We start from the raw sequence: 20,255 nt of genomic DNA, 5'->3' as shown, positions 1-20,255 counted from the left end.
TAGGGCGTCTCCCCCGACTCCTGATTCAGCTGTTCAGCTATTCGGCGGCGCCGTACAGCCTGTCGCCCGCGTCTCCCAGGCCCGGGACGATGTAGCCCTGCTCGTTGAGGTGGTCGTCCACCGCCGCCGTGACGACCGTCACCGGCGTGCCCGCCAGCTCGCGTTCCATGATCTCGACGCCCTCCGGGGCGGCGAGCAGCACCACGGCGGTCACGTCGTCGGCACCGCGCTTGATCAGCTCCTGGATGGCCGCGACCAGCGTGCCGCCCGTCGCCAGCATCGGGTCCAGGACGTACACCTGGCGGCCCGACAGGTCCTCCGGCATGCGCGAGGCGTACGTGGAGGACTGGAGCGTCTCCTCGTTGCGGATCATGCCCAGGAAGCCGACCTCGGCGGTCGGCAGCAGCCGGACCATGCCGTCCAGCATGCCGAGACCGGCCCGCAGGATCGGCACCACCAGCGGGCGCGGGCGGGCCAGCTTGACGCCGGTGGTCCGCGCGACGGGCGTCTGGATGTCGACCGCCTCGGTGCGCACGTCCCGCGTGGCCTCGTAGGCGAGCAGGGTGACCAGTTCGTCGGCGAGCCGGCGGAAGGTCGCGGAGTCGGTGCGCTGGTCGCGCAGCGTGGTGAGCTTGTGGGCGACCAAGGGGTGGTCGACGACGTGGAGACGCATGCCCCTAACCGTACCCGCGCTCCAGATCCCTCCGGGCCTGGCGTCGAACCGGCCGTCCGAGGGAAAGTGGGAAGTGGAACCAACTGGGGTGGTGTGACGTGCCTGACCTGCCTGACCTGCCTGATGAGGACGCGTCCGGGGACAACAGGAACCCGGTCGGGTCCGCGATATCCGAGACGGACCCGGCGACACCCGAGACGGACGCCGAACGGCGGCGCCGCCGCGCCCGGTTCCTGCGCGACCTCGCCGAGGCCCGCGCGCTGCGCGACCGGGTTCAGCCCCGGCGTGTCAAGGCCGCCCGGCTGCGGCACGCCATGCGGATGCGAACCTTCCGCTGGTAGACCGGGCCCGGTAAGAAAGTTCCCGGAAAGGTCTGCCGCCAAGGAAGATCAACGATCGCGCCGACGTTTCCGAGGTGGGCGTGCGCGGACGGCTGGAAAAGCCGCGTACGATCCGCAGGTGGCGGCAACGAGTGCGCTGGTGAGTGCTTTTCGCTTCACAACCGGATGCTCGATCAAAACAGCCAGACACAGGGGGCCGAAGACGTCCCCTGAACGCCTTGTTTCTGCCACGATTCCGAGTGGGTGGGGCTCGGAGCCCAGCTCTCTCCGCCCAGAACCTCCGCCGGGGGGACCCCCAACCGGCACGCCTATGACCAGTGGGAGAGTCACGGTGTACTTCGCCGCACTGCTCGCGCGCACCGAAGACGGGTGGGAAGCGAGCGACACAGAGCTCGACGATGTGGAGACCCTGTCGGATCTGGCCGACCTGGCCCGGGAAGCCTCTCCCGACGAGGACACGGTGCTCGTCCTGATCGAGCAGGAGGACGCCTGGTTCGGTGTCGTCCGCGTGGACGGCGAGGACGACCCTCGCATCTACGTCTCGGACGCCGCCGCAGCCGCCCGCAGCGCGTACGGCGAGCTGCTGCTCACCGACGAGCTGCTGGGCCGTGAGCCCGGCGCCGACGCCGGCCCCGACCTGGACTTGCTGGACCTCGACGGCACGGAGGACGGCGAGGACGAGGACGGGGACGAGGAGTCGGGCGCCGCCGCCGACGCGGTCCCGCACAGCCCGGTCGGCGACAGCGAGATCCTCGACGACCTGGGCATCGGTGAGAAGGAGCTGCGCGCGCTGGACGCCGAGGACGCGCTGGGCACGATCGCCGAGGCCCTGGGCGCGTCAGAGGTCCTGGAGACCGTCCGCTGACCGCACCACAGGACCCGGCGGCCACGCCGCGGGATCCGGGAACGCCGCCACAGGCCCCGGGAACCGCACCACAGGCTCCGGGGCGCGCCCCGGAGCCGACGGGCGTCCCGGACCCGGTGCGTGACCCCTGGCGGGCGGCGATGCGGCTCGCCCTGGCCGAGGCCGAGCGGGCCGCCCTGGGCGGCGACGTCCCCGTCGGTGCCGTCGTGCTGTCCCCGGACGGTACGACGGTGCTCGCGACCGGCCACAACGAGCGCGAGGCCACCGGCGATCCCACGGCGCACGCGGAGGTCGTCGCCATCCGGCGGGCAGCGGCGGAGCTCGGCGAGTGGCGGCTGACCGGGTGCACGCTGGTGGTCACCCTGGAGCCCTGCACGATGTGCGCCGGCGCCCTCGTCCAGTCCCGGGTGGACCGCGTCGTCTACGGCGCCCGGGACGAGAAGGCGGGCGCGGCCGGCTCGCTGTGGGACGTGGTGCGGGACCGGCGGCTCAACCACCGGCCGGAGGTCATCGAGGGCGTGCTCGCGGCGGAGTGCGCCCAGCTCCTCACGGAGTTTTTCCGGGATCGGTGAATACCGATTTCAAACCTTGGCCCACCGTGCTGTAAGGTCTCCCTCGGTAGCGTGTCCGAGCGGCCGAAGGAGCTCGCCTCGAAAGCGAGTGTGGCGCAAGTCACCGAGGGTTCAAATCCCTCCGCTACCGCTCGAAAAGGGCCCCGTCGACAGACGGGGCCCTTTCGCATGCGGACCGGATCCGCGGCCTCACCGGCGGCGCAAAGCCCCTCGAACGGCGGGCCGTTGGTCCTCAAATCAGATGTGAAGGTTAAACTCGCGGCCGACAACGGGGGCCACGGGGGCCCGGCCCGGCAGAGGCACTCAGACAGAGGCACAGGGACAGGGGAGGCGGGATGGCGGTGAACGCGAAGAAGATCACTGTGTACGCGCTCGTGGTCTTCGCGCTGTACGTGATCATCACAGACCCGGCCAAGGCCGCCGACTACGTCCAGATAGGCTTCGAGGGCATATCCAACGCGGCCAAGGCCATCGGCGACTTCATGACCTGGGCCGCCAACGGAGGAAAGAGCTGAGACAGCCCATGATCCGCCACCTGGTCCTCTTCAAACTCAACGAGGGCATCGAGCGCGACGATCCCCGGGTCCAGGCGGGCGCGGAGGCCTTCCGGGCCCTCGGCGGCCAGATCGAGGAGCTGCGCTTCTGGGAGTGCGCCTGGAACATCACCGACCGGCCGATCGCCTACGACTTCGCGATCAACTCGGCGGTCGAGGACGCGGACGCGCTCCTGCGGTACCTGGAGCACCCGGCCCACCAGGCCGCCGCCGCCCAGTGGCGGGAGTTCGCCACATGGGTGATCGCCGACTACCCCTTCTGAGGGGTCCTCGCGAGACCATTCGCCACATCAGCCCTCCGCCGGAACGACGGGGGGCTTTCGTGCGTCTTGAGCCTCAACTGGCAGAGTTTGAGGACAACACGGCGTTATGCGGTGCTTGCACACAGTGCACATGTCTTGTGATGCTATGACCGCTTTTGACGGATGATTGACCGATGAAGAGGTGGCGTTGACCGTGTCGGCCAGTACTGCGCCGCCCCAGCAGGAGGCGCCCACCTCCGCCTCCACGCCCACCTCCGCCCCCGCCTCCGCTCCCGCCTCCGCTCCCGCGCCTCCCACGGCTCCCCCTGCCTCTCAGGCCCCCGAGAAACGCCGTGGCGCCGACACCCGCGCACTGACCCAGGTGCTCTTCACCGAGCTGAAGCAGCTCAGTCCCGGCACGCCGGAGCACGACCGGGTGCGCGGAGCACTCATCGAGGCCAACCTCCCGCTCGTGCGCTACGCCGCCGCCCGCTTCCGCTCCCGCAACGAACCCATGGAGGACGTGATCCAGGTCGGCACCATCGGCCTGATCAACGCCATCGACCGCTTCGATCCCGACCGGGGAGTGCAGTTCCCCACCTTCGCGATGCCGACGGTGGTCGGCGAGATCAAGCGGTACTTCCGGGACAACGTCCGCACGGTCCACGTACCGCGCCGCCTGCACGAGCTGTGGGTGCAGGTCAACAGCGCGACCGAGGACCTGACCACCGCCTTCGGGCGCTCGCCCTCCACCGCCGAGATCGCCGAGCGGCTCAGGATCAGCGAGGAGGAGGTGCTGTCCTGCATCGAGGCGGGGCGCTCGTACCACGCGACGTCGCTGGAGGCCGCACAGGAGGGCGACGGGCTGCCCGGCCTGCTGGACCGCATCGGCTACGAGGACCCGGCCCTGGACGGCGTGGAACACCGCGACCTGGTCCGCCACCTCCTGGTCCAGCTCCCCGAGCGGGAGCAGCGGATCCTCCTCCTGCGCTATTACAGCAACCTGACGCAGTCCCAGATCAGCGCGGAACTCGGAGTTTCCCAGATGCACGTCTCACGACTGCTCGCGCGCAGCTTCCAGCGGCTGCGGTCGGCGAACCGGATCGACGCATAACCGCATACAGGAGCGATAGATCACCGGTCCGAGCGAATCACTCACCAGGGCGGTTCCCGACAGTTATGTACAGAAACGGCGTCAGACCCCTTCCCTGCAGGGCTGATTCCCGTCTTGCATGTCGACATGTCACTACAGCGTGTTGCCGACATGTGACATTCTGCGGGAAGCGCGTTTGCCGTGGCTCCGGCTCCGGTATTCAGGTGAAGGCTGCGTTGCTCGAAAGCAGCGCCGCCGCGACCGTCCCGCGACCCAAAGGGGGTGGCATGTCCGCAGAACAGGGCAGCTCCAAGGTGCTCACGCCCACGAAGAGCGAGGCAGCACCCAAGGAACTCGACGCTCTCGACGTGCTCGACAGCCTTGATGGCGTACCGGTACTCGACGCCGTGCCGGCCCCGGCCGCCCCGGCCGCCGAGGCCACCCCCGCCGTGCCGGACCCGGCGGACATCGACACCCGCACCCTGTCCCGTTCCCTGTTCCTGCGGCTCGCCGCGCTCGACGAGAACAGCCCGGAGCGCGCCTACGTCCGGGACACCCTGATCGAACTGAACCTCCCGCTGGTCCGCTACGCGGCGGCGCGCTTCCGCTCCCGCAACGAGCCGATGGAGGACATCGTCCAGGTCGGCACCATCGGCCTGATCAAGGCGATCGATCGCTTCGACTGCGAACGGGGCGTGGAGTTCCCGACGTTCGCGATGCCGACGGTGGTCGGCGAGATCAAGCGCTTCTTCCGCGACACCTCCTGGTCGGTCCGGGTGCCGCGGAGGCTGCAGGAGCTGCGCCTGGCCCTCACCAAGGCCAGCGACGAGCTGTCCCAGAAGCTCGACCGCTCCCCGACGGTGACGGAACTGGCCGCCGTGCTCGGCGTCTCCGAAGAGGACGTGGTCGACGGCCTCGCGGTGGGCAACGCCTACACGGCCTCCTCGCTGGACTCGCCGGCCCCCGAGGACGACGGCGGGGAGGGCTCCCTTGCCGACCGCCTCGGCTACGAGGACACGGCACTGGAGGGCGTGGAGTACCGCGAGTCCCTCAAACCGCTGCTGGCCAAGCTCCCGCCCCGGGAGCGCCGGATCATCATGCTGCGCTTTTTCGCCAACATGACGCAGTCCCAGATCGGCGAGGAGGTCGGCATCTCCCAGATGCACGTCTCCCGGCTGCTCACCCGGACCCTGGCCCAACTGCGCGAGGGCCTGATCTCCGACTGAGACTCCTCGGAGTCCGCGTACGTCAGGTATCCCGTGGCCGAGCGTCAGCGACCATGGGGCCGGCGCTTCGTGCGACGACATGGACGCGTGGCCGCCGAGGCGCCGTCTTGGCAGCGTCGGCGGCCGTCGTCCGTCCGGGCGGGGCCCTGGGCGCGTGCGGCGGTCCGGGCGGCGGCTACGTGGCCGCAGGAGGCGTACCGAGCCCAGCAGGGGCGCGGGGGGACCGACGGGCCGGTGCGGATGGCACCGCTGACCGGACGACGCCTGCATCGCGGAGCAACCGCAACTCCGCACACATGAACACTTCTTCAGCGCGACGGTGTCGGTCGCGCCCCCCTTCCGGCGCTTCCGCTCCCCCCACGGCGTCCGCCTCCGGCCGGCACCCCGTCGAGCACCACCGGAGGCGAGGCCACATCCGCGCCGCCTGAGCCTGGTTCACCGATGCCGCTGCCAACGCGCGCTGTCGCCGGTTCCGTTACGGCTGCCTACCTCATCCGGGGCGACGTCACACGTATGACGGACCGGTGGTGGTGCGAGGAGGTGACCGTGCCCTTCGTCAACACCGGTGGTCCGTCGGTGCATTCGGGCACGGTGACCTTCGCGACGCCCGCCCTCGGGGCGCTCGGCACCGGCTGAGGAACGGTCGAGGCGACCGCGGACCTGCCGGTGTCCATCGGACCGAGTGCGCGCACGTCCCTGGCGTGGACGGTGTGTGGACGCCCGGCGGATACCCCTGGGCATGCACGTCGAGACGCGGGACATGGCCGTCCGCCGAGTCGAGGACCGTCGCGGAGCGAGCGGCACCGCCGACTTCGCCGGACCCGGCATGCGTACGGGCGCGGCCCCGGAGGCCCGACCGGCCCAGGACGCGCGGTGCCCGTGGCCGCCGCCCCCGGCCTCCCGGCGAGGATGATTCCGGCAGCCGCCACGAGCGGGACGGTGATGCCGCCGACGGAGTGGAGACGGACGGCACCGACACCCTGCCTTCCGGCGAGCCGCAGCGCGCGTGCGCGCGGCCGGCAGGCGTGGCCCCGGCCGGCATCCGGCCGGGCTCGCGTGTCCGGTGCGCGGTTTTACTTCAGCGCCAGCCAGGCCACCGCGGCAACGACGGCCACGGCGACGACGATGCCGATGATCAGGCCGACGCGGGGACCGGAGGAAGCCGCCGCCTGCTGCCGGCCCTGCGGGGCCTCGTCCACGAACGCGCGGAACATCTGCGTGCTGCCTGCGGGGTCGTAGTTGCCCTGGGGGCCCTGGGTGTTAGCCATGGCCCGAGACACTAGCGAATCCGGGTGAGCGGCCCAAGTGCGGGGCCGAATTACTTGCCTTTGCCAACTTTTTGCGCCCACGGACCGACCATTTATTTGCCTGCGGCAACCAATCATCCGTAAGGTTGCCTAGAGCAACGACTTCAGGAGGTGTGGGATGGCCGAGCAGGCGCAGTTCTGGGAGCTGGCACGTCAGCTCAGCGCCATCGGAGCCGTGAAACGGGACCTGGGCCGGATCCTGCCGGCCGACTGCCCGGCCGGCTCGGCCGCCGTACTGACCCTCCTCGACCGCCACGGCGACATGCGCATGGGCAGGCTGGCCGAGCTGCTGGCCGTGGACATGTCGGTCACCAGCCGGCATGTCGCCCATGCCGCCGCCCGCGGCTGGATCGAGCGGTCCCCGGACCCCGCCGACAAGCGCTCACGGATCCTGCGCCTGACACCGGGGGGACTGGCGCAGCTCGACGAGCTGTCCCGGCGGAGCAGCCACCTGCTCGCCGAGCGACTCGCCGACTGGAGCGACGACGAGGTCGGCCAGCTCATCCGGCTGATGACCCGCCTGCGCGCGAGCTTCGGCGACTGCCGCTCCGCACCGGCCGGGTTCCACGACCCCGTACTTCGAGAAACCACCCGTACACCCGCGAGCACGTAAGAGAAGGAAGCCCATGGCAACAACCACACCAGCCGGTGTGCGGGCTCACGCCAAGCACGGGGGAGGCTCCGCGGAGCACGCCCCCATGACCCACCGGCAGATCATGGAGGCGCTGTCCGGCCTGCTTCTGGGCCTGTTCGCCGCCATCCTCTCCTCGACGATCGTCACCAACGCACTGCCGACGATCATCAAGGACCTCGGCGGCGGCCAGTCCGCCTACACCTGGGTCGTCACCGCGGCGCTGCTCGCCATGACGGCCTCCGTGCCGCTGTGGGGCAAGCTCGCCGACCTGGTCAGCAAGAAGGCGCTCGTCCAGATATCCCTGGTCATCTACGTCATCGGCTCGGTCGTCGCCGGTCTGGCGCAGAACCCGGCGATGCTGATCGGCGCCCGTGTCATCCAGGGCCTGGGCGCCGGTGGTCTGTCCGCCCTGGTGCAGGTCGTCATGGCCGCGATGATCTCCCCGCGAGAGCGCGGCCGCTACTCCGGCTACACCGGCGCCACCTTCGCCGTGGCCACCGTCGGCGGCCCGCTGCTCGGCGGCGTCATCACCGACACCGACTGGCTCGGCTGGCGCTACTGCCTGTTCGTCGGCATCCCCTTCGCGCTGATCGCCCTGGTCGTGCTGCAGAAGACGCTGCACCTGCCGGTCGCCAGGCGCCGGGTCAAGGTCGACTGGACGGGCGCCTTCTTCATCACGGCCGCCGCCTCGTTGCTGCTGATCTGGGTCACCTTCGCCGACGACAAGTACGACTGGCTGTCGTGGCAGACGTACACGATGGTGAGCGGCACGATCGTGCTGGCACTGCTGTTCGTGTTCACCGAGACCAGGGCCGCCGAGCCGATCATCCCGCTGCGCCTGTTCCGCAACCGCACGATCTCGCTGGCCTCGCTGGCCTCACTGTTCGTCGGTGTCGGCATGTACTCGGGCACCGTCTTCTTCTCGCAGTACTTCCAACTGGCGCGGGACAAGTCCCCGACGATGTCCGGCGTCATGACCATCCCGATGATCAGCGGCCTGTTCGTCGCCTCCATGATCTCCGGCCGGTTCATCACCGCCACCGGCCGCTGGAAGGGCTGGCTGGTCGCCGGCGGTGTCTCCCTCACGGCCGGCCTGGCCCTGCTCGGCCTGATGCGCTACGACACCCCGTACTGGGAACTGTCGATCTACATGGCGCTGCTGGGCATCGGCGTCGGCACGATGATGCAGAACCTCGTCCTGTCCACCCAGAACCAGGTCGCCCCGAAGGACCTGGGCGCCGCCTCCTCCACGGTGAGCTTCTTCCGCTCGCTCGGCGGTGCGGTCGGCGTCGGCGTCCTCGGCTCGGTGATGTCCACCCGGATCACCCACTACGCCAAGGACAGCATCACCGACCTGAGTCCGAAGGCGCGGATGGCCGCAGCCAGGGCCACGGGCGGCGGCGGGCTGCCGGACATGGACAAGCTGCCCGCCCCGGTGCGCCACTGGCTGGAGGGCGCCTACGGCCACGGCATCGCGGACGTCTTCCTCTACGCGGCGCCCTTCGCCCTGATCTCGCTGATCGTGGTGCTGTTCATCAAGGAGGTCCCGCTGCGGACGTCCGGCGCGCTGGCCCAGACCGCACAGGACCGGGCCCGGGCCGATGGCGACGCCGTCGCCCACGCCGCGGCCACCGTTGACGCCGAGACCACCATGGACGACGTCGTGCGGGAACCCGCACCCGAGAAGGTGCCCGGCTGGGCCGTGCCCGTCGTCCGGCCGGACGGCCCCGCCGAGGCGCCGGCCACCGCGACCGCGGCCCGGCAGCTGACCGCCGTCGCCACGGCGGCCGAGCTCGGGACCCCCGGCGGCACCCCGGTGCACGGTTTCGTACGCGGCGCCGAGAGCGCCCCGGTCCCGCAGGCCGCGGTCACGCTGATCTCCCTCTCCGGCCGCCAGCTGGGCCGTGCGGTCGCCCAGGACGACGGGTCCTATGCGGTGGACGCGCCGGGCGCGGGCTCGTACGTGCTGATCGCCTCCGCCGACGGCTACCAGCCGCAGGCCGCCACGATCGTCGTGGGCGAGGAGGCGCTGGCCTACGACCTCCTGCTCAGCGGCACCAGCGGGTTGACCGGTGTGGTCCGGGCGGCCGGGAGCGCGCTGCCGGTCGAGGACGCGATGGTGATCGTCGCCGATGTACGCGGCGACCTGCTGGCCACCGCATCCACCGGCGGACAGGGCGAGTTCGCCCTCACCGACCTGGTGCCGGGCGCGGTGACCGTCGCGGTCAACGCGAGCGGCTTCCGGCCGCGTGCGCTGCCGGTCGAGGTCGGCGCCACCGGGGTCACCCGGCTCGAGGTCGAACTGGACGCCGGCGCCCGCCTCCAGGGTGTCGTCCGTGCCCCGCACGGCCCGCTGGCCGACGCCCGCGTGACTCTGGTCGACGCGGCGGGCAACGTGGCCGGCACGGCCACCACCGGGCCGGACGGGGCATACGCCTTCACCGACCTGGACAGCGGCGAGTACACCGTCATCGCGACGGGCTACCCGCCGGTGGCCACCGCGCTGACCCTCTCCGGCCCCGGAACCGACGGCCACGACATCGAACTCGCCCACCTTGGCGAGTAGTCGGCCCCGGCCCGCGATGGGTGCGTCCCGAGCGGAGGCGCACCCGTCGCGGGCCGGTTCCCCAGTTCTGCGCGACCGGTTCCCCACGACCGATCCGACTGATTCACACGCCTTCAAGGGAGATGCGGGATGGGACTGACCGCGAGGATCCGCACCCGGGACGGATGGGCCGTGCCCCACGCGGTCGTCACGGTGACCGACACGACCGGTACGCAGGTGCTGCGGGCCCCGGCGGACACCGAGGGAGCCGTACGTGACACCACCGAGCTGGCGCCGGGGGCGTACACGGTGATCGTCACGGCCGTCGGGTACGCGCCCGCCGCGGCCGGCGCGATCGTCACCGCGAGCGGACGCGCCGAGGTCGGCACGGTGACGCTGGCCCGGCAGGGCGGCACCGAGCTGCCGCCGCCCGGCCCGTGGACCCTAGACCCGGCGCACTCCTCGGTGGCCGCGGTCGCCCAGCACCTCGGGATCTCCAGCGTCCGCGGCCGGTTCACCACGTTCGGCGGCACGATCGAGATCGCACCGGACGACGTCACCAGGTCCCGCGTGGAGGCGGTGATCAGGGCCGCGTCCATCGACACCGGCAACGGCATGCGCGACACGCACTTGAGGTCCGCGGACTTCCTCGACGCCGGGAACCACCCGGAGATCACCTACCGCTCCACAGGTCTCACCGGGACCGGCTCGGACCGCTGGACGGTGCACGGCGAGCTGTGCCTGCGCGGCGTCGTCCGCCCGGTCGACCTGGACCTCGCCTACCTGGGCACCGGCACCGACCCGTGGGGCGGCACCCGCGCCGCCTTCCGAGCGACGGCCGAACTGCACCGCGAGGACTTCGCGATCACCTACAACCAGGTCGTCCAGGCCGGCATCGCCGCCATCGGCACCACCCTCAAGGTCGAGCTGGACATCCAGGCCGTCCAGGGCGACACGCTGCCCCGGGCGTAGGACCGACAGGGTCAGCCACCGGGGCACCCGCTGCCCCTAGGCTGCGCCCATGGCACCGAACATCGCGACCAACACCCGGGTATCGCTGGACGAGCTGCTGGACTTCGTACGGCCCCGCCACCGGGCCCTCCTCATCACCCGCCGCTCCGACGGCGGCCCGCAGGCCTCCCCGCTGACCTGCGGGGTCGACGACTCCGGCCGGATCGTCGTCTCCACCTACCCCGAGCGCGCCAAGACCCGCAACGCCAAGCGGGACCCGCACGTGAGCGTGGTCGTGCTGAGCGACGAGTGGAACGGCCCCTGGGTGCAGATCGACGGCACGGCCGAGGTCGTCGACAGCCCGGAGTCCGTGGAGCCGCTGGTCGAGTACTACCGGAACATCGCCGGGGAGCACCCCGACTGGGACGAGTACCGGCAGGCGATGGTCAAGCAGGGGAAGTCCGTCATCCGGGTGACCCCGCAGCGGTGGGGGCCGGTGGCGACCGGCGGTTTTCCGGCGCGGCTCTTCTCCGGCGAGGAGTAGGCCGAGGACAGCCTGCACGGCGGGGTCAGCCGCGCGTGACCATCGCCTCGATGCCGGCCACCAGCAGGTCCAGGGCGAAGGCGAAGTCCCGGTCCATCATCTCGGCGACCGTGTTCCCGCCCCGGGCCGCCACGATGTCCTCCGACTCCTGGACGGCCTCGGCGGTGTCCGGGTCCTGGGCCACCATGCTCATGACCTGCTCGTGGTACTCGTCCGCGGTCAGCCCCGAGTCCGCGATGCGCGCGAAGAGGTGGCCCTCGATGGTGCCGTGGCCGTACACGAACTGGAAGACCGCCGAGATCGCCCCGGTCACCCCGTGTGCGGGCAGCCCGGCGCGGCGGACCACCCGCTGGACCACACGGGAGAAGGCGAGCGCGTTCGGGCCGATGTTGAGGTGGCGCCCGGCGAGCGGGGACAGCCAGGGATGGCGGACCAGCAGCGCCCGGTAGTCGGCGGCCAGCGCGCGCAGCTGGTCCCGCCAGTCCGCCGCGTCGTCCCCCGGGTCGGGCAGCCGCAGTTCTCCGAAGGCGGCGTCGAGGGCGAGTTCCAGCAGGTCGTCCTTGGTGTCGACGTACCAGTACAGGGACATCGCGGTGACGTTCAGCTCGCCCGCCAGCCGCCGCATGGAGAACTTCGTCAGGCCCTCGGCGTCCAGCAGCCGCACCGACGCCGAGGTGATCCGCTCCCGGTCGAGCCCGGAGGGCTGCGCACTGCGCCCGCCGCGCCGTGTCTTGCCTCCCAGCCAGACACTGCCCCGCGCAGCCCTCCGCACCATCGGCACACCTTCCTGGACACCGGCCACTTCTCACGATGCTAGAGCGGCAGCCGTTTCCTGTCGGGTGCTCCAGGTCAGCTCCTGGACGTGCTCGACGTGCTCTGCGTCAGGTCGTAGAAGGTGGCCGAACCGACCGTCACCTTCTTGAAGTTGCTCTCGACCCATGAGGTGATCCGGGACGACGCGCCGTTGCCACCGCCCATGCCGCCGCCCGCGATGAAGTAGTGGATCCTTCCTTGCGCCACGTACTTCTTGAACTGGGCCGGCGTCGGCGACGGGTCGGTGCCGTTGAAGCCGCCGATCGCCATCACCGGTTCTCCGGTGGCCAGTTGGTAGCTGGCGGCGTTCTGGGAGCCGATGCCCGCGGCCACCCAGGTGTAGGCCCCTGCGTCCTTCTCCAGCAGCTTCTTCGCCGCGGAGCTGACGTCGGCGCCGTTCAGCAGGCCGCCGGCGCCACCGCCGCCGCCCATGCCCACCCGGCCGGCCTCACCCGGCACGGGACCACCGGGGAAGCCGTTGCCGTTCCGGCCCGGCATGCCACCACCCGGCAAGCCCTGGCCCTGCCGCTGCCCCTGCCCCTGCCCCTGGCCTGGCATCCCGCCGCCGAAGCCGCCGCGCATACCGCCGCCGTTGCCGCCGGGACCGCCCGGACCACCCGGCCCCGCGCCGGGGCGACCGCCGCCGAAGCCCCTCATGCTCGCGCCCGCCGGGCCCGCCGTCGGAATGGAGCCCATGTGCGCGGAGTTCACCGTGCTCAGGGTGTAGGCCGTCGGGCCTGCCAGCGCGGCGATCAGGCCCGCCGCCGCCGCGCCGAGGGCGAGCCGACGCGGGAGGCGGCCCGCGAAGACCAGCCCGAGCGCCGCCGTCAGGCCGCCGACCAGGACCAGCCACCTCAGCCACGGCAGATGACCGGGCGTGCGGTTGAGCAGGACGTACCCCCAGACCGCCGCGGTCACCACGGAGGCGGTGAGGGCGAGACAGGCCCAGGTCTCCTTCCGCTTCTCCCACAGCAGCCCGGCGCCCATACCGGTCACGGCCGCGAGGTAGGGGGCGAGGGCGACGGTGTAGTACTGGTGGAAGATGCCCGCCATGTAGCTGAAGACCACCATGGTGACCAGCAGCGAACCGCCCCACACCAGGAACGAGGCGCGCGTGACGGACGTACGGCCTGCCCTGCGCGTCGCCCACAGGCCGGCCACCAGCAGGATCAGCGCGGCCGGGAGCAGCCACGAGACCTGGCCGCCGATCTCGGAGTTGAACATCCGGTCCCAGCCCGTGGCACCCCACCGGCCGGCGCCATTGCCGCCACCGCCGCCACCGACGCTGCCGGTCTCGTCGCCGTTGAGCCGGCCGAGGCCGTTGTAGCCGAAGGTCAGCTCCAGGAAGCTGTTGTGCTGCGAACCGCCGACGTACGGGCGGGAGCCGGCCGGCCACAGCTCGACGACGGCCACCCACCAGCCGCCCGCCACGACGAGCGCGACGGTCGCCAGGCCCAGCTGCGCCAGCCGCTTCGCCGGCCGCACCGGAGCGCACACGGCGTAGACGAGCGCGAGCGGCGGCAGGATCAGGAAGGCCTGGAGGGTCTTGGCGAGGAAGGCGAACCCGATCGCGGCACCGGCCCACACCAGCCACCTCGTGCGCCCGTCCTCCACGGCCCGTACGACGAAGTAGCAGGCCAGCGACATCAGCAGGGCCAGCAGCGCGTCCGGGTTGTTGAACCGGAACATCAGCGCCGCGACGGGTGTGAGCGCGAGCACCGCGCCCGCGACCAGTCCGGCGCCGGGGCCGAACCGGCGCCGGACGGCTGCGTACACGACCGCCACCGCGCCCACGCCCATCAGCACCTCGGGCACGAGGACGGCCCAGGAGCTGAGCCCGAAGATCCGTACCGACAGCTCCATCGGCCACAGGAACGCCGAGGGCTTGTCGACCGTGATGGCGTTCCCCGCGTCCAGCGAGCCGAAGAAGAACGCCTTCCAGGACTTGCTGCCCGCCTGCACGGCCGCCGAGTAGAAGGAGTTGGCGTAGCCGGAGGCGCTCAGGTCGTACAGGTAGAGGAGGAGGGTGGCCGCCAGCAGGCCGAGGAGGGCCGGACGCACCCAGCGAGGATCCTCCGGACGGCCGCGCCACAGCCTGCGCGGCAGCCGCTGCCTGGACTCACCGGCGTCCGGGGGACGCTGGGCGTCCGGGGTCGGTGATGCGTTCGGGGTCGATGAAGTCACCGTCGTCCATGAGGCCTTGGGGGCCTGTGAGGCCTCCGGGGCCCGCGGCGGGGTGGCCGTGGCGGGCGGGCCCCAGGCGGAGGGACCACCCCCCGGCTCGGTGGTCGGCTGGTCGTGGTGGGCGGTCATCGGGCATCCCCCGGGTCGGTGTCGTGGGGGCGCGCCGGCTGCAGCCGCAGGGTGGCGTCCCTCCAGTCGTAGGCGGGCGCGGACGGCGTATGCGTGGCGACGGTCCTCGAACCACCGCCACCGCCACCCTCCCCACCCTCCCCGCCGTCGCCGCCGTCGCCGCCGTCACCGCCCCGGTCCGGGAAGACCCAGGCGCGCAGGAGCAGGAAGCGCAGCACGGTCGCCGCGAGGTTGGCGGCGACGAGCACCGTCAGTTCGGTGGAGTGCGCGGCGTGGTCGGTGGCCGCGTCCAGGGCGGCCAGGGAGCCACTGGTCAGGGCGAGTCCGATGGCGAAGACGACCAGACCCTGCGCCTGGTGCCGGACGGTCCCGGCCCGGCCGCGCACCCCGAAGGTGAGGCGGCGGTTGGCGGCGGTGTTGGCGACGGCCGAGACGAGCAGCGCGAGCGCGTTGGCGGCCTGCGAGCCGGAGACGGACCGGAAGCCGCTGTAGAGCGCCAGATAGAACACGGTGGACAGACCGCCGACCACGCAGAACCCGACGAGCTGGCGGGCCAGCCCCCTGGGTACGTCCCTGATCTCCCGGTCGCGCGGGTCGTCACCGAACGGACGGGTGAGCCGGTCCAGCGGCAGCGAACCCGTGGCCAGGGCCTTGCCGATCCGCCACACGCCCTTGAGGTCGTCGGTCGCCGTCCGCAGGATGTGCACGGTGGAGTCGGGGTCGTCCACCCAGTCGACCGGCACCTCGTGGATCCTGAGCCCCGCCCGCTCGGCGAGCACCAGCATCTCGGTGTCGAAGAACCAGCCGGTGTCCTCCACCAGCGGCAGCAGCACCTGGGCCACCTCACGGCGGATCGCCTTGAAGCCGCACTGCGCGTCCGAGAAGCGGGCCTGGAGCGAGCCGCGCAGGATCAGGTTGTAGGCCCGGCTGACGAACTCCCGCTTGGGGCCTCGTACGACCCGGGAGGTGCGGGCGAGACGGGAGCCGATGGCGAGGTCCGAGTGGCCCGAGATCAGCGGCGCCACCAGGGGCAGCAGGGCGTTGAGGTCGGTGGACAGATCGACGTCCATGTAGGCCAGGACCGGGGCGTTCGACGCGGACCACACCGTCCTGAGAGCGCGCCCCCGGCCCTTCTGCTCCAGCCGGAAGCCGGTGACCTCGGGCAGCTCGGCCGCCAGCCGCGCCGCCACCAGCGGGGTGGTGTCCGTGGACGCGTTGTCCGCGATCGTGATGCGGAACGCGTACGGGAAGGTGCGCGTGAGGTGCTCGTGCAGTCTGCGCACGCACGGGGGGAGGTCCTTCTCCTCGTTGTGGACGGGGATCACTACGTCCAGGACAGGCGTACCGGCGTCTGTGGCCGGGAGGTGCTCCCGTGCCGGCAGGGTGCCGGAAGAACAGTCGGTTCGCATGGCACCGACTCTGGTCAGGCCCCCTGTTGTGCCCATGTGGTGGTGCTGTGCTGTGCCTGTGAGTCGAGCGCGGGCTGCCGGACCGGGGCGACCGCGGGCAGCCGCACGGTGAACACGGTCCGCCCCGGCACGCTGTCCACGCTCACGGCACCGCCGTGCGCGGCGGCGACGGCCTGCACGATGGCGAGGCCGAGCCCGGTGGAGCCGGTGGCCCTCGACCGGGCGGAGTCCCCGCGCGCGAACCGCTCGAAGACGTGCGGCAGCAGCTCCGGCGCGATCCCCTGCCCGTCGTCCTCGACGTCGACGCACGTCCAGGGCCCGTGCCGCCGCACGCGCGCGGTGACGGTCGTACCGGGCGGGGTGTGGTTGCGGGCGTTGCCGAGCAGGTTGACCAGCACCTGCTGCAGGCGGGCCGCGTCCGCCGGGACGAGGGCCGGCTCGTCGGGCAGTTCGAGCCGCCAGTTGTGGTCCGTGCCGGCCGCGCGGGCGTCGCTGACGGTGTCGACGACGAGCGGGACCAGGTCGGTCTGTTCGAACTGCAGGGGCCGGCCGGCGTCGAGCCGGGCGAGCAGCAGCAGGTCCTCGACGAGGAGAGTCATCCGCCCCGCCTCGGACTCGATCCGCCCGAGCGCGTGCCGCGTGTCGGGCCCGACCCGTTCCCGTCCGCGCCGGGTCAGCTCGGCGTACCCACGGATGGACGCGAGCGGGGTCCTCAGCTCGTGACTGGCGTCCGCGACGAACTGCCGCACCCGCATCTCGCTCTGCTGACGGGCGTGCAGGGCGCCGTGGACGTGGTCGAGCATGCGGTTGAGCGCGGCACCGACCCGGCCGACCTCGGTGTGCGGGTCGCACTCGGACTCCGGGACCCGCTCGCTGAGGTGCACCTCGCCGGTGTGCAGGGGCAGTTCGGAGACCCGCGTGGCGGTGGCGGCGACCCGGCGCAGCGGGCGGGTGGCCACGCCGACGATGACGGTACCGGCGAGGGAGGCGGCGAGCAGGCCCGCCACCGTGACACAGACCTCCACGACGACGAGGGTGTCGATGTTGTCGTCGACGTCCTTGGTGGGCAGGGCGACGTAGTAGGCGTCGCTGCCGTCGGGGCTCGACTTGTACCGGACGCGGTAGTCACCGAGTCCGGGCAGGCCCGCGGTGTGCGGCTTGCCGTCCTTGGACACCCTGGCGAGGGCCTGCTGCTGCGCGGCGGTGAGGTCGACCGTGCCCATCCTGCGGAACCCGCCGTAGCTGTCCTTCAGCTGCACGGCCTTGCCGGCGCCGGCGATCGCGCCGTTCCTCACGTACGCCGCGACGGTGTTGGGCTGCGTAGGGCCGTTGGCGAGGAGGTGCTCGATCCGTTCGCCCGGCGTGACCCCGGTCCTGTACGGGGAGCCGTTCGTGGACGGCGAGGCGGGCGTGGTCGGGGTGCGGATGCCGGGTTCCCTCCCATCGGGACCCGGGAGCCGGCCGCCCACCGCACGCATGGCGATGTCGCCGACCTTGTCGTCCAGCTGGTCGTACAGATGGGTCCGCAGCGCGAGCGTGGTCACCGTACCGATCACCGCGCACACCACGGCGATCAGCACCACGGACGCGACGACGAGCCGGGTCCGCAGGGTGCACGGCTGTCCCGCCCGGCGTGCCTGCGAACGCGGCCGTCGTCGCCCGCTCATACGGCGGCGGGCTTGATCAGGTAACCGGCTCCGCGCCGGGTGTGGATCATCGGCTCCCGCCCGGCGTCGATCTTCCGCCGCAGGTAGGAGATGTACAGCTCGACGACGTTGGCCTGCCCGCCGAAGTCGTACGACCACACGCGGTCCAGGATCTGTGCCTTGCTGAGCACGCGCCGTGGGTTGCGCATGAGGAAGCGGAGCAGTTCGAACTCGGTGGCGGTGAGGTGAATGGACTGCCCGCCCCGCGACACCTCATGGCTGTCTTCGTCGAGGGTCAGGTCCCCGACGACCAGCACGGACTCCGACCGCCGGCCGGCGGCCCCGGCCCGCCGGATGAGCCCGCGCAGCCGCGCGACGACCTCCTCCAGGCTGAACGGCTTGGTGACGTAGTCGTCCCCGCCGGCGGTGAGCCCGGCGACACGGTCCTCGACGGCGTCCTTGGCGGTCAGGAAGAGCACGGGCACGTCGGGCAGCTCGCGCCGCAGCCGTCCGAGCACGGTGAGCCCGTCCATGTCGGGCAGCATCATGTCCAGGACGACGGCGTCGGGCCGCAACTCACGGGCCGCCTGTACGGCAGCCTGCCCGTGCCCCGCGCTCCTGACCTGCCAGCCCTCGTAGCGAAGAGCCATGCTCAGCAGTTCGGTGATCGACGCCTCGTCGTCCACCACCAGCACGCGGACGGGGCTCCCGTCCGGCCTCAGCAGTTCGGTGCGCCCCTGGGGCGAGGTCGTGGTCATGGTCGACACCATGTCGAGGCCCTCTGAGAACCGGCTTTCACGAGTCTGTGATTTTTCTGAGAAACACCCATGGGACGTCACTCAGGGAACGGCACTTACGGGACATCGCTTACGGGACGTCACTCACGGACGGACCCATGGCTGTTCTCCGGCCGGGCGGCTGGGATCGCGTACCGCCCGTACCACCGCTCCGGCCCCCGCTGCTCGGCGCTCGGCCCTTCGCGCAGGAAGGTCAGAACAGCCCTTCCTGCTCGCGCACGAACTCCCGTACCGGCACGGAGAATCGACCGGTACCGACGGCGAGGGGAACCAGCTCCCATCCGGTCATGAGCCGTGTGTCGAGAACGACGACCCTGCGCCCGTCGACGGCCAGGTGCAGATCGGGCCCGGCGGCGGCGACCAGCTCACCGTCCACGGCCCCGCCCGCGACGAGTTCGGCGACGCAGCCGACGGCACCCGGGGCATCGGCCAGACCGAACACCCCCATGTGATCGACGACCCGGCACGGCATGCGCCGCAACGACTCGGGCCACCGGTCGAGTTCGACGGCACGCTGGTGCAAGGCTCTTACCTCTTCGGCCCGTTCGGCCTCGCTCCCCGGCAGACGGGACCGCACCACCCGCTTGTCCGCGTAGGAGATCCGGTCCGGCACCTGAAGGGCGGCCCGCAGCAGCTCCTCGGTGCGCCGGGCGGCCATCAGCGGGCCGGTGCCGAGCCAGCTGAAGCAGACGGCACCCTGCTCGAGCAGCCGGGCCGAACCCCGTTCGACGGCGGTGATCCCGACCTTGACCATGCCGGGCCCGAACCAGGCCAGGTAGACGCGGTACGGCCGTGGATCGTCGGCGACGGTGTCGGCGGCCACGGAATGCGCCCGGTCCAGCCGCGCACACTCCTCGCACCGGGCCCCCGTACTCCGCCCCGGCACGGCGGCCCGCATCGGACAACCGTGCCGCCGCGCCCCCACACACCGCCGCACAGCCCCCTCCGACACGGCGAAGGCCACCCGCTTGCCCTGATGCAGCGCACTGCGCCGACCGCCGTCCCACTCCAGTACGGGGCCGTGCGGCGTCCAGCGCAGTCCGGAGCATGTCCATACGGGTGCCATCACTCGTGAGGGTAAGGCGTTGGGTCTGACAACGCCCTGCGGGCGGGAGGCCCCTTCGGGGCGGGCGTGCCGCAGCGTGCTCGAGGATGCGCGCGGCGTCACGCCGGTGCGTTCCCACGACCTGGGCTCGCTGTACGCCTCCGGAAACGCAAGAGGCCCCGGATCTCTCCGGGGCCTCTCATCTCATGTGCACTCGGCAGGATTCGAACCTGCAACCTTCTGATCCGTAGTCAGATGCTCTATCCGTTAAGCTACGAGTGCTTGTTCTTTTGTTTCGTCTTCGTTCCCGGCCTTTCGGCCCGTCCCGGCGACAGGAAGAACATTACATGACTGCCGCCGTCATGTGAAATCCGATCCGCACACCCCTTGTGACCTGCGCAAACGCGGAGTGGAGCCCTTGGGGATCCGCCTGCCGCGGCCACCGCGGGCGGGAAAACACCGAAGCCCCGGTCCTGGGGACCGGGGCTTCGGATCGGAAGCGGAGGCGGAGGGATTTGAACCCTCGATGGGCTTTAAGGCCCAAACCGCATTAGCAGTGCGGCGCCATAGACCGGACTAGGCGACGCCTCCAGCACAACCGCTCCCGCGAGCGCGCGAGTGGTGCGTGCAGATGATGACACAGCCGAGTGCGGTGTCACCAATCGCCCCCCACGGTACTAGGGAG

The 20,255-nt window shown here is 71.4% G+C and carries 19 protein-coding genes and 3 tRNA genes; 12 read left to right on the top strand and 10 right to left on the bottom strand.

The features are described 5' to 3' along the window. Positions 1-37 precede the first annotated feature (37 nt). On the bottom strand, positions 38-673 hold the full coding sequence (gene upp, locus K7G59_RS11280; protein WP_225832942.1) for a uracil phosphoribosyltransferase: 636 nt from the start codon (positions 671-673) through the stop codon (positions 38-40). Between the two features lie 107 nt (positions 674-780). Between upp and K7G59_RS11275 the strand changes: the two genes are divergently transcribed. From K7G59_RS11275 to K7G59_RS11240, 8 genes are all read left to right on the top strand, one after another. Continuing rightward, entirely contained in the window at positions 781-1,014 is a 234-nt protein-coding gene (locus tag K7G59_RS11275; RefSeq protein ID WP_263976194.1) for a hypothetical protein, read from the top strand. Between the two features lie 331 nt (positions 1,015-1,345). Next, positions 1,346-1,879 carry a hypothetical protein gene (locus tag K7G59_RS11270; RefSeq protein WP_225833118.1) on the top strand — a complete coding sequence of 178 codons (534 nt, stop codon included), beginning with the start codon at positions 1,346-1,348 and terminating at the stop codon, positions 1,877-1,879. A gap of 140 nt (positions 1,880-2,019) precedes the next feature. Continuing rightward, positions 2,020-2,451, top strand: coding sequence for a tRNA adenosine(34) deaminase TadA (tadA, locus tag K7G59_RS11265; RefSeq protein ID WP_225833115.1), 432 nt, complete (start codon positions 2,020-2,022; stop codon positions 2,449-2,451). Between the two features lie 45 nt (positions 2,452-2,496). Next, positions 2,497-2,581: transfer RNA gene (locus tag K7G59_RS11260), tRNA-Ser, on the top strand. 205 nt (positions 2,582-2,786) lie between these two features. Beyond that, on the top strand, positions 2,787-2,966 hold the full coding sequence (locus tag K7G59_RS11255; RefSeq protein ID WP_225832940.1) for a hypothetical protein: 180 nt from the start codon (positions 2,787-2,789) through the stop codon (positions 2,964-2,966). An 8-nt stretch (positions 2,967-2,974) separates the two neighbouring features. Further along, positions 2,975-3,268, top strand: a complete 294-nt coding sequence (locus K7G59_RS11250; protein ID WP_225832938.1) for a Dabb family protein — start codon at positions 2,975-2,977, stop codon at positions 3,266-3,268. Between the two features lie 193 nt (positions 3,269-3,461). Next, positions 3,462-4,361, top strand: coding sequence for an RNA polymerase sigma factor SigF (locus K7G59_RS11245; protein ID WP_225832936.1), 900 nt, complete (start codon positions 3,462-3,464; stop codon positions 4,359-4,361). A 266-nt stretch (positions 4,362-4,627) separates the two neighbouring features. Then, entirely contained in the window at positions 4,628-5,566 is a 939-nt protein-coding gene (locus K7G59_RS11240; RefSeq protein WP_225832933.1) for an RNA polymerase sigma factor SigF, read from the top strand. Between the two features lie 1,073 nt (positions 5,567-6,639). On the opposite strand, the gene K7G59_RS11235 is transcribed toward K7G59_RS11240, so the two are convergent. Further along, complete coding sequence (locus K7G59_RS11235; protein ID WP_225832930.1) at positions 6,640-6,834, bottom strand: hypothetical protein; 195 nt, start codon at positions 6,832-6,834, stop codon at positions 6,640-6,642. A 157-nt stretch (positions 6,835-6,991) separates the two neighbouring features. On the opposite strand from K7G59_RS11235, the gene K7G59_RS11230 reads away from it, so the two are divergent. The 4 genes from K7G59_RS11230 (at position 6,992) to K7G59_RS11215 (ending at position 11,547) form a co-directional block, all read left to right on the top strand. After that, positions 6,992-7,486, top strand: a complete 495-nt coding sequence (locus tag K7G59_RS11230; protein ID WP_225832927.1) for a MarR family winged helix-turn-helix transcriptional regulator — start codon at positions 6,992-6,994, stop codon at positions 7,484-7,486. 13 nt (positions 7,487-7,499) lie between these two features. Then, positions 7,500-10,073, top strand: coding sequence for an MFS transporter (locus K7G59_RS11225; RefSeq protein ID WP_225832924.1), 2,574 nt, complete (start codon positions 7,500-7,502; stop codon positions 10,071-10,073). A 129-nt stretch (positions 10,074-10,202) separates the two neighbouring features. Continuing rightward, entirely contained in the window at positions 10,203-11,024 is an 822-nt protein-coding gene (locus K7G59_RS11220; RefSeq protein WP_225832921.1) for a YceI family protein, read from the top strand. Positions 11,025-11,073: 49 nt separating this feature from the next. Continuing rightward, on the top strand, positions 11,074-11,547 hold the full coding sequence (locus K7G59_RS11215) for a PPOX class F420-dependent oxidoreductase (protein ID WP_225832918.1): 474 nt from the start codon (positions 11,074-11,076) through the stop codon (positions 11,545-11,547). Between the two features lie 25 nt (positions 11,548-11,572). On the opposite strand, the gene K7G59_RS11210 is transcribed toward K7G59_RS11215, so the two are convergent. The 8 genes from K7G59_RS11210 to K7G59_RS11175 all read right to left on the bottom strand — a co-directional run bounded on the left by K7G59_RS11210 (position 11,573) and on the right by K7G59_RS11175 (position 20,161). Next, positions 11,573-12,322, bottom strand: a complete 750-nt coding sequence (locus K7G59_RS11210; RefSeq protein WP_225832915.1) for a TetR/AcrR family transcriptional regulator — start codon at positions 12,320-12,322, stop codon at positions 11,573-11,575. Between the two features lie 74 nt (positions 12,323-12,396). Further along, the gene (locus tag K7G59_RS11205; RefSeq protein ID WP_225832912.1) at positions 12,397-14,673 is read right to left on the bottom strand and encodes a glycosyltransferase family 39 protein; all 2,277 of its coding nucleotides are present in this window, start codon (positions 14,671-14,673) and stop codon (positions 12,397-12,399) included. Then, positions 14,670-16,082: a bifunctional glycosyltransferase family 2/GtrA family protein gene (locus K7G59_RS11200; RefSeq protein ID WP_225832909.1), complete on the bottom strand. Its 1,413-nt coding sequence runs from the start codon at positions 16,080-16,082 to the stop codon at positions 14,670-14,672. The genes K7G59_RS11205 and K7G59_RS11200 overlap by 4 nt, the downstream gene beginning before the upstream one ends. A 14-nt stretch (positions 16,083-16,096) precedes the next feature. Continuing rightward, entirely contained in the window at positions 16,097-17,749 is a 1,653-nt protein-coding gene (locus K7G59_RS11195; RefSeq protein WP_225832906.1) for a HAMP domain-containing sensor histidine kinase, read from the bottom strand. Continuing rightward, entirely contained in the window at positions 17,746-18,486 is a 741-nt protein-coding gene (locus tag K7G59_RS11190; RefSeq protein ID WP_225832904.1) for a response regulator transcription factor, read from the bottom strand. Before K7G59_RS11190 ends, K7G59_RS11195 begins: the two co-directional genes overlap by 4 nt. A gap of 232 nt (positions 18,487-18,718) precedes the next feature. After that, on the bottom strand, positions 18,719-19,591 hold the full coding sequence (locus K7G59_RS11185) for a DUF2797 domain-containing protein (protein ID WP_225832901.1): 873 nt from the start codon (positions 19,589-19,591) through the stop codon (positions 18,719-18,721). Positions 19,592-19,779: 188 nt separating this feature from the next. Beyond that, positions 19,780-19,852: transfer RNA gene (locus K7G59_RS11180), tRNA-Arg, on the bottom strand. Positions 19,853-20,070: 218 nt separating this feature from the next. Further along, positions 20,071-20,161 (bottom strand) — tRNA-Ser (locus K7G59_RS11175). Between the last annotated feature and the right edge of the window lie 94 nt (positions 20,162-20,255).

Origin of the sequence: Streptomyces sp. NK08204, from assembly GCF_020400585.1 — a bacterium.
In the GTDB taxonomy this organism is placed as follows: Bacteria; Actinomycetota; Actinomycetes; order Streptomycetales; family Streptomycetaceae; genus Streptomyces.
This window is presented reverse-complemented; position numbering and strand designations above follow the sequence as displayed.

What these genes read in the sequence shown, in the direction of transcription:
- K7G59_RS11185 (WP_225832901.1), bottom strand. Translation starts at nt 19,591, where the DNA reads ATGGCACCCGTATGGACATGCTCCGGACTGCGCTGGACGCCGCACGGC.
- K7G59_RS11240 (WP_225832933.1), top strand. Translation starts at nt 4,628, where the DNA reads ATGTCCGCAGAACAGGGCAGCTCCAAGGTGCTCACGCCCACGAAGAGC.
- upp (WP_225832942.1), bottom strand. Translation starts at nt 673, where the DNA reads ATGCGTCTCCACGTCGTCGACCACCCCTTGGTCGCCCACAAGCTCACC.
- K7G59_RS11205 (WP_225832912.1), bottom strand. Translation starts at nt 14,673, where the DNA reads ATGACCGCCCACCACGACCAGCCGACCACCGAGCCGGGGGGTGGTCCC.
- K7G59_RS11230 (WP_225832927.1), top strand. Translation starts at nt 6,992, where the DNA reads ATGGCCGAGCAGGCGCAGTTCTGGGAGCTGGCACGTCAGCTCAGCGCC.
- K7G59_RS11215 (WP_225832918.1), top strand. Translation starts at nt 11,074, where the DNA reads ATGGCACCGAACATCGCGACCAACACCCGGGTATCGCTGGACGAGCTG.
- K7G59_RS11220 (WP_225832921.1), top strand. Translation starts at nt 10,203, where the DNA reads ATGGGACTGACCGCGAGGATCCGCACCCGGGACGGATGGGCCGTGCCC.
- K7G59_RS11250 (WP_225832938.1), top strand. Translation starts at nt 2,975, where the DNA reads ATGATCCGCCACCTGGTCCTCTTCAAACTCAACGAGGGCATCGAGCGC.
- tadA (WP_225833115.1), top strand. Translation starts at nt 2,020, where the DNA reads ATGCGGCTCGCCCTGGCCGAGGCCGAGCGGGCCGCCCTGGGCGGCGAC.
- K7G59_RS11195 (WP_225832906.1), bottom strand. Translation starts at nt 17,749, where the DNA reads ATGAGCGGGCGACGACGGCCGCGTTCGCAGGCACGCCGGGCGGGACAG.
- K7G59_RS11210 (WP_225832915.1), bottom strand. Translation starts at nt 12,322, where the DNA reads ATGGTGCGGAGGGCTGCGCGGGGCAGTGTCTGGCTGGGAGGCAAGACA.
- K7G59_RS11190 (WP_225832904.1), bottom strand. Translation starts at nt 18,486, where the DNA reads ATGACCACGACCTCGCCCCAGGGGCGCACCGAACTGCTGAGGCCGGAC.
- K7G59_RS11235 (WP_225832930.1), bottom strand. Translation starts at nt 6,834, where the DNA reads ATGGCTAACACCCAGGGCCCCCAGGGCAACTACGACCCCGCAGGCAGC.
- K7G59_RS11225 (WP_225832924.1), top strand. Translation starts at nt 7,500, where the DNA reads ATGGCAACAACCACACCAGCCGGTGTGCGGGCTCACGCCAAGCACGGG.
- K7G59_RS11200 (WP_225832909.1), bottom strand. Translation starts at nt 16,082, where the DNA reads ATGCGAACCGACTGTTCTTCCGGCACCCTGCCGGCACGGGAGCACCTC.
- K7G59_RS11255 (WP_225832940.1), top strand. Translation starts at nt 2,787, where the DNA reads ATGGCGGTGAACGCGAAGAAGATCACTGTGTACGCGCTCGTGGTCTTC.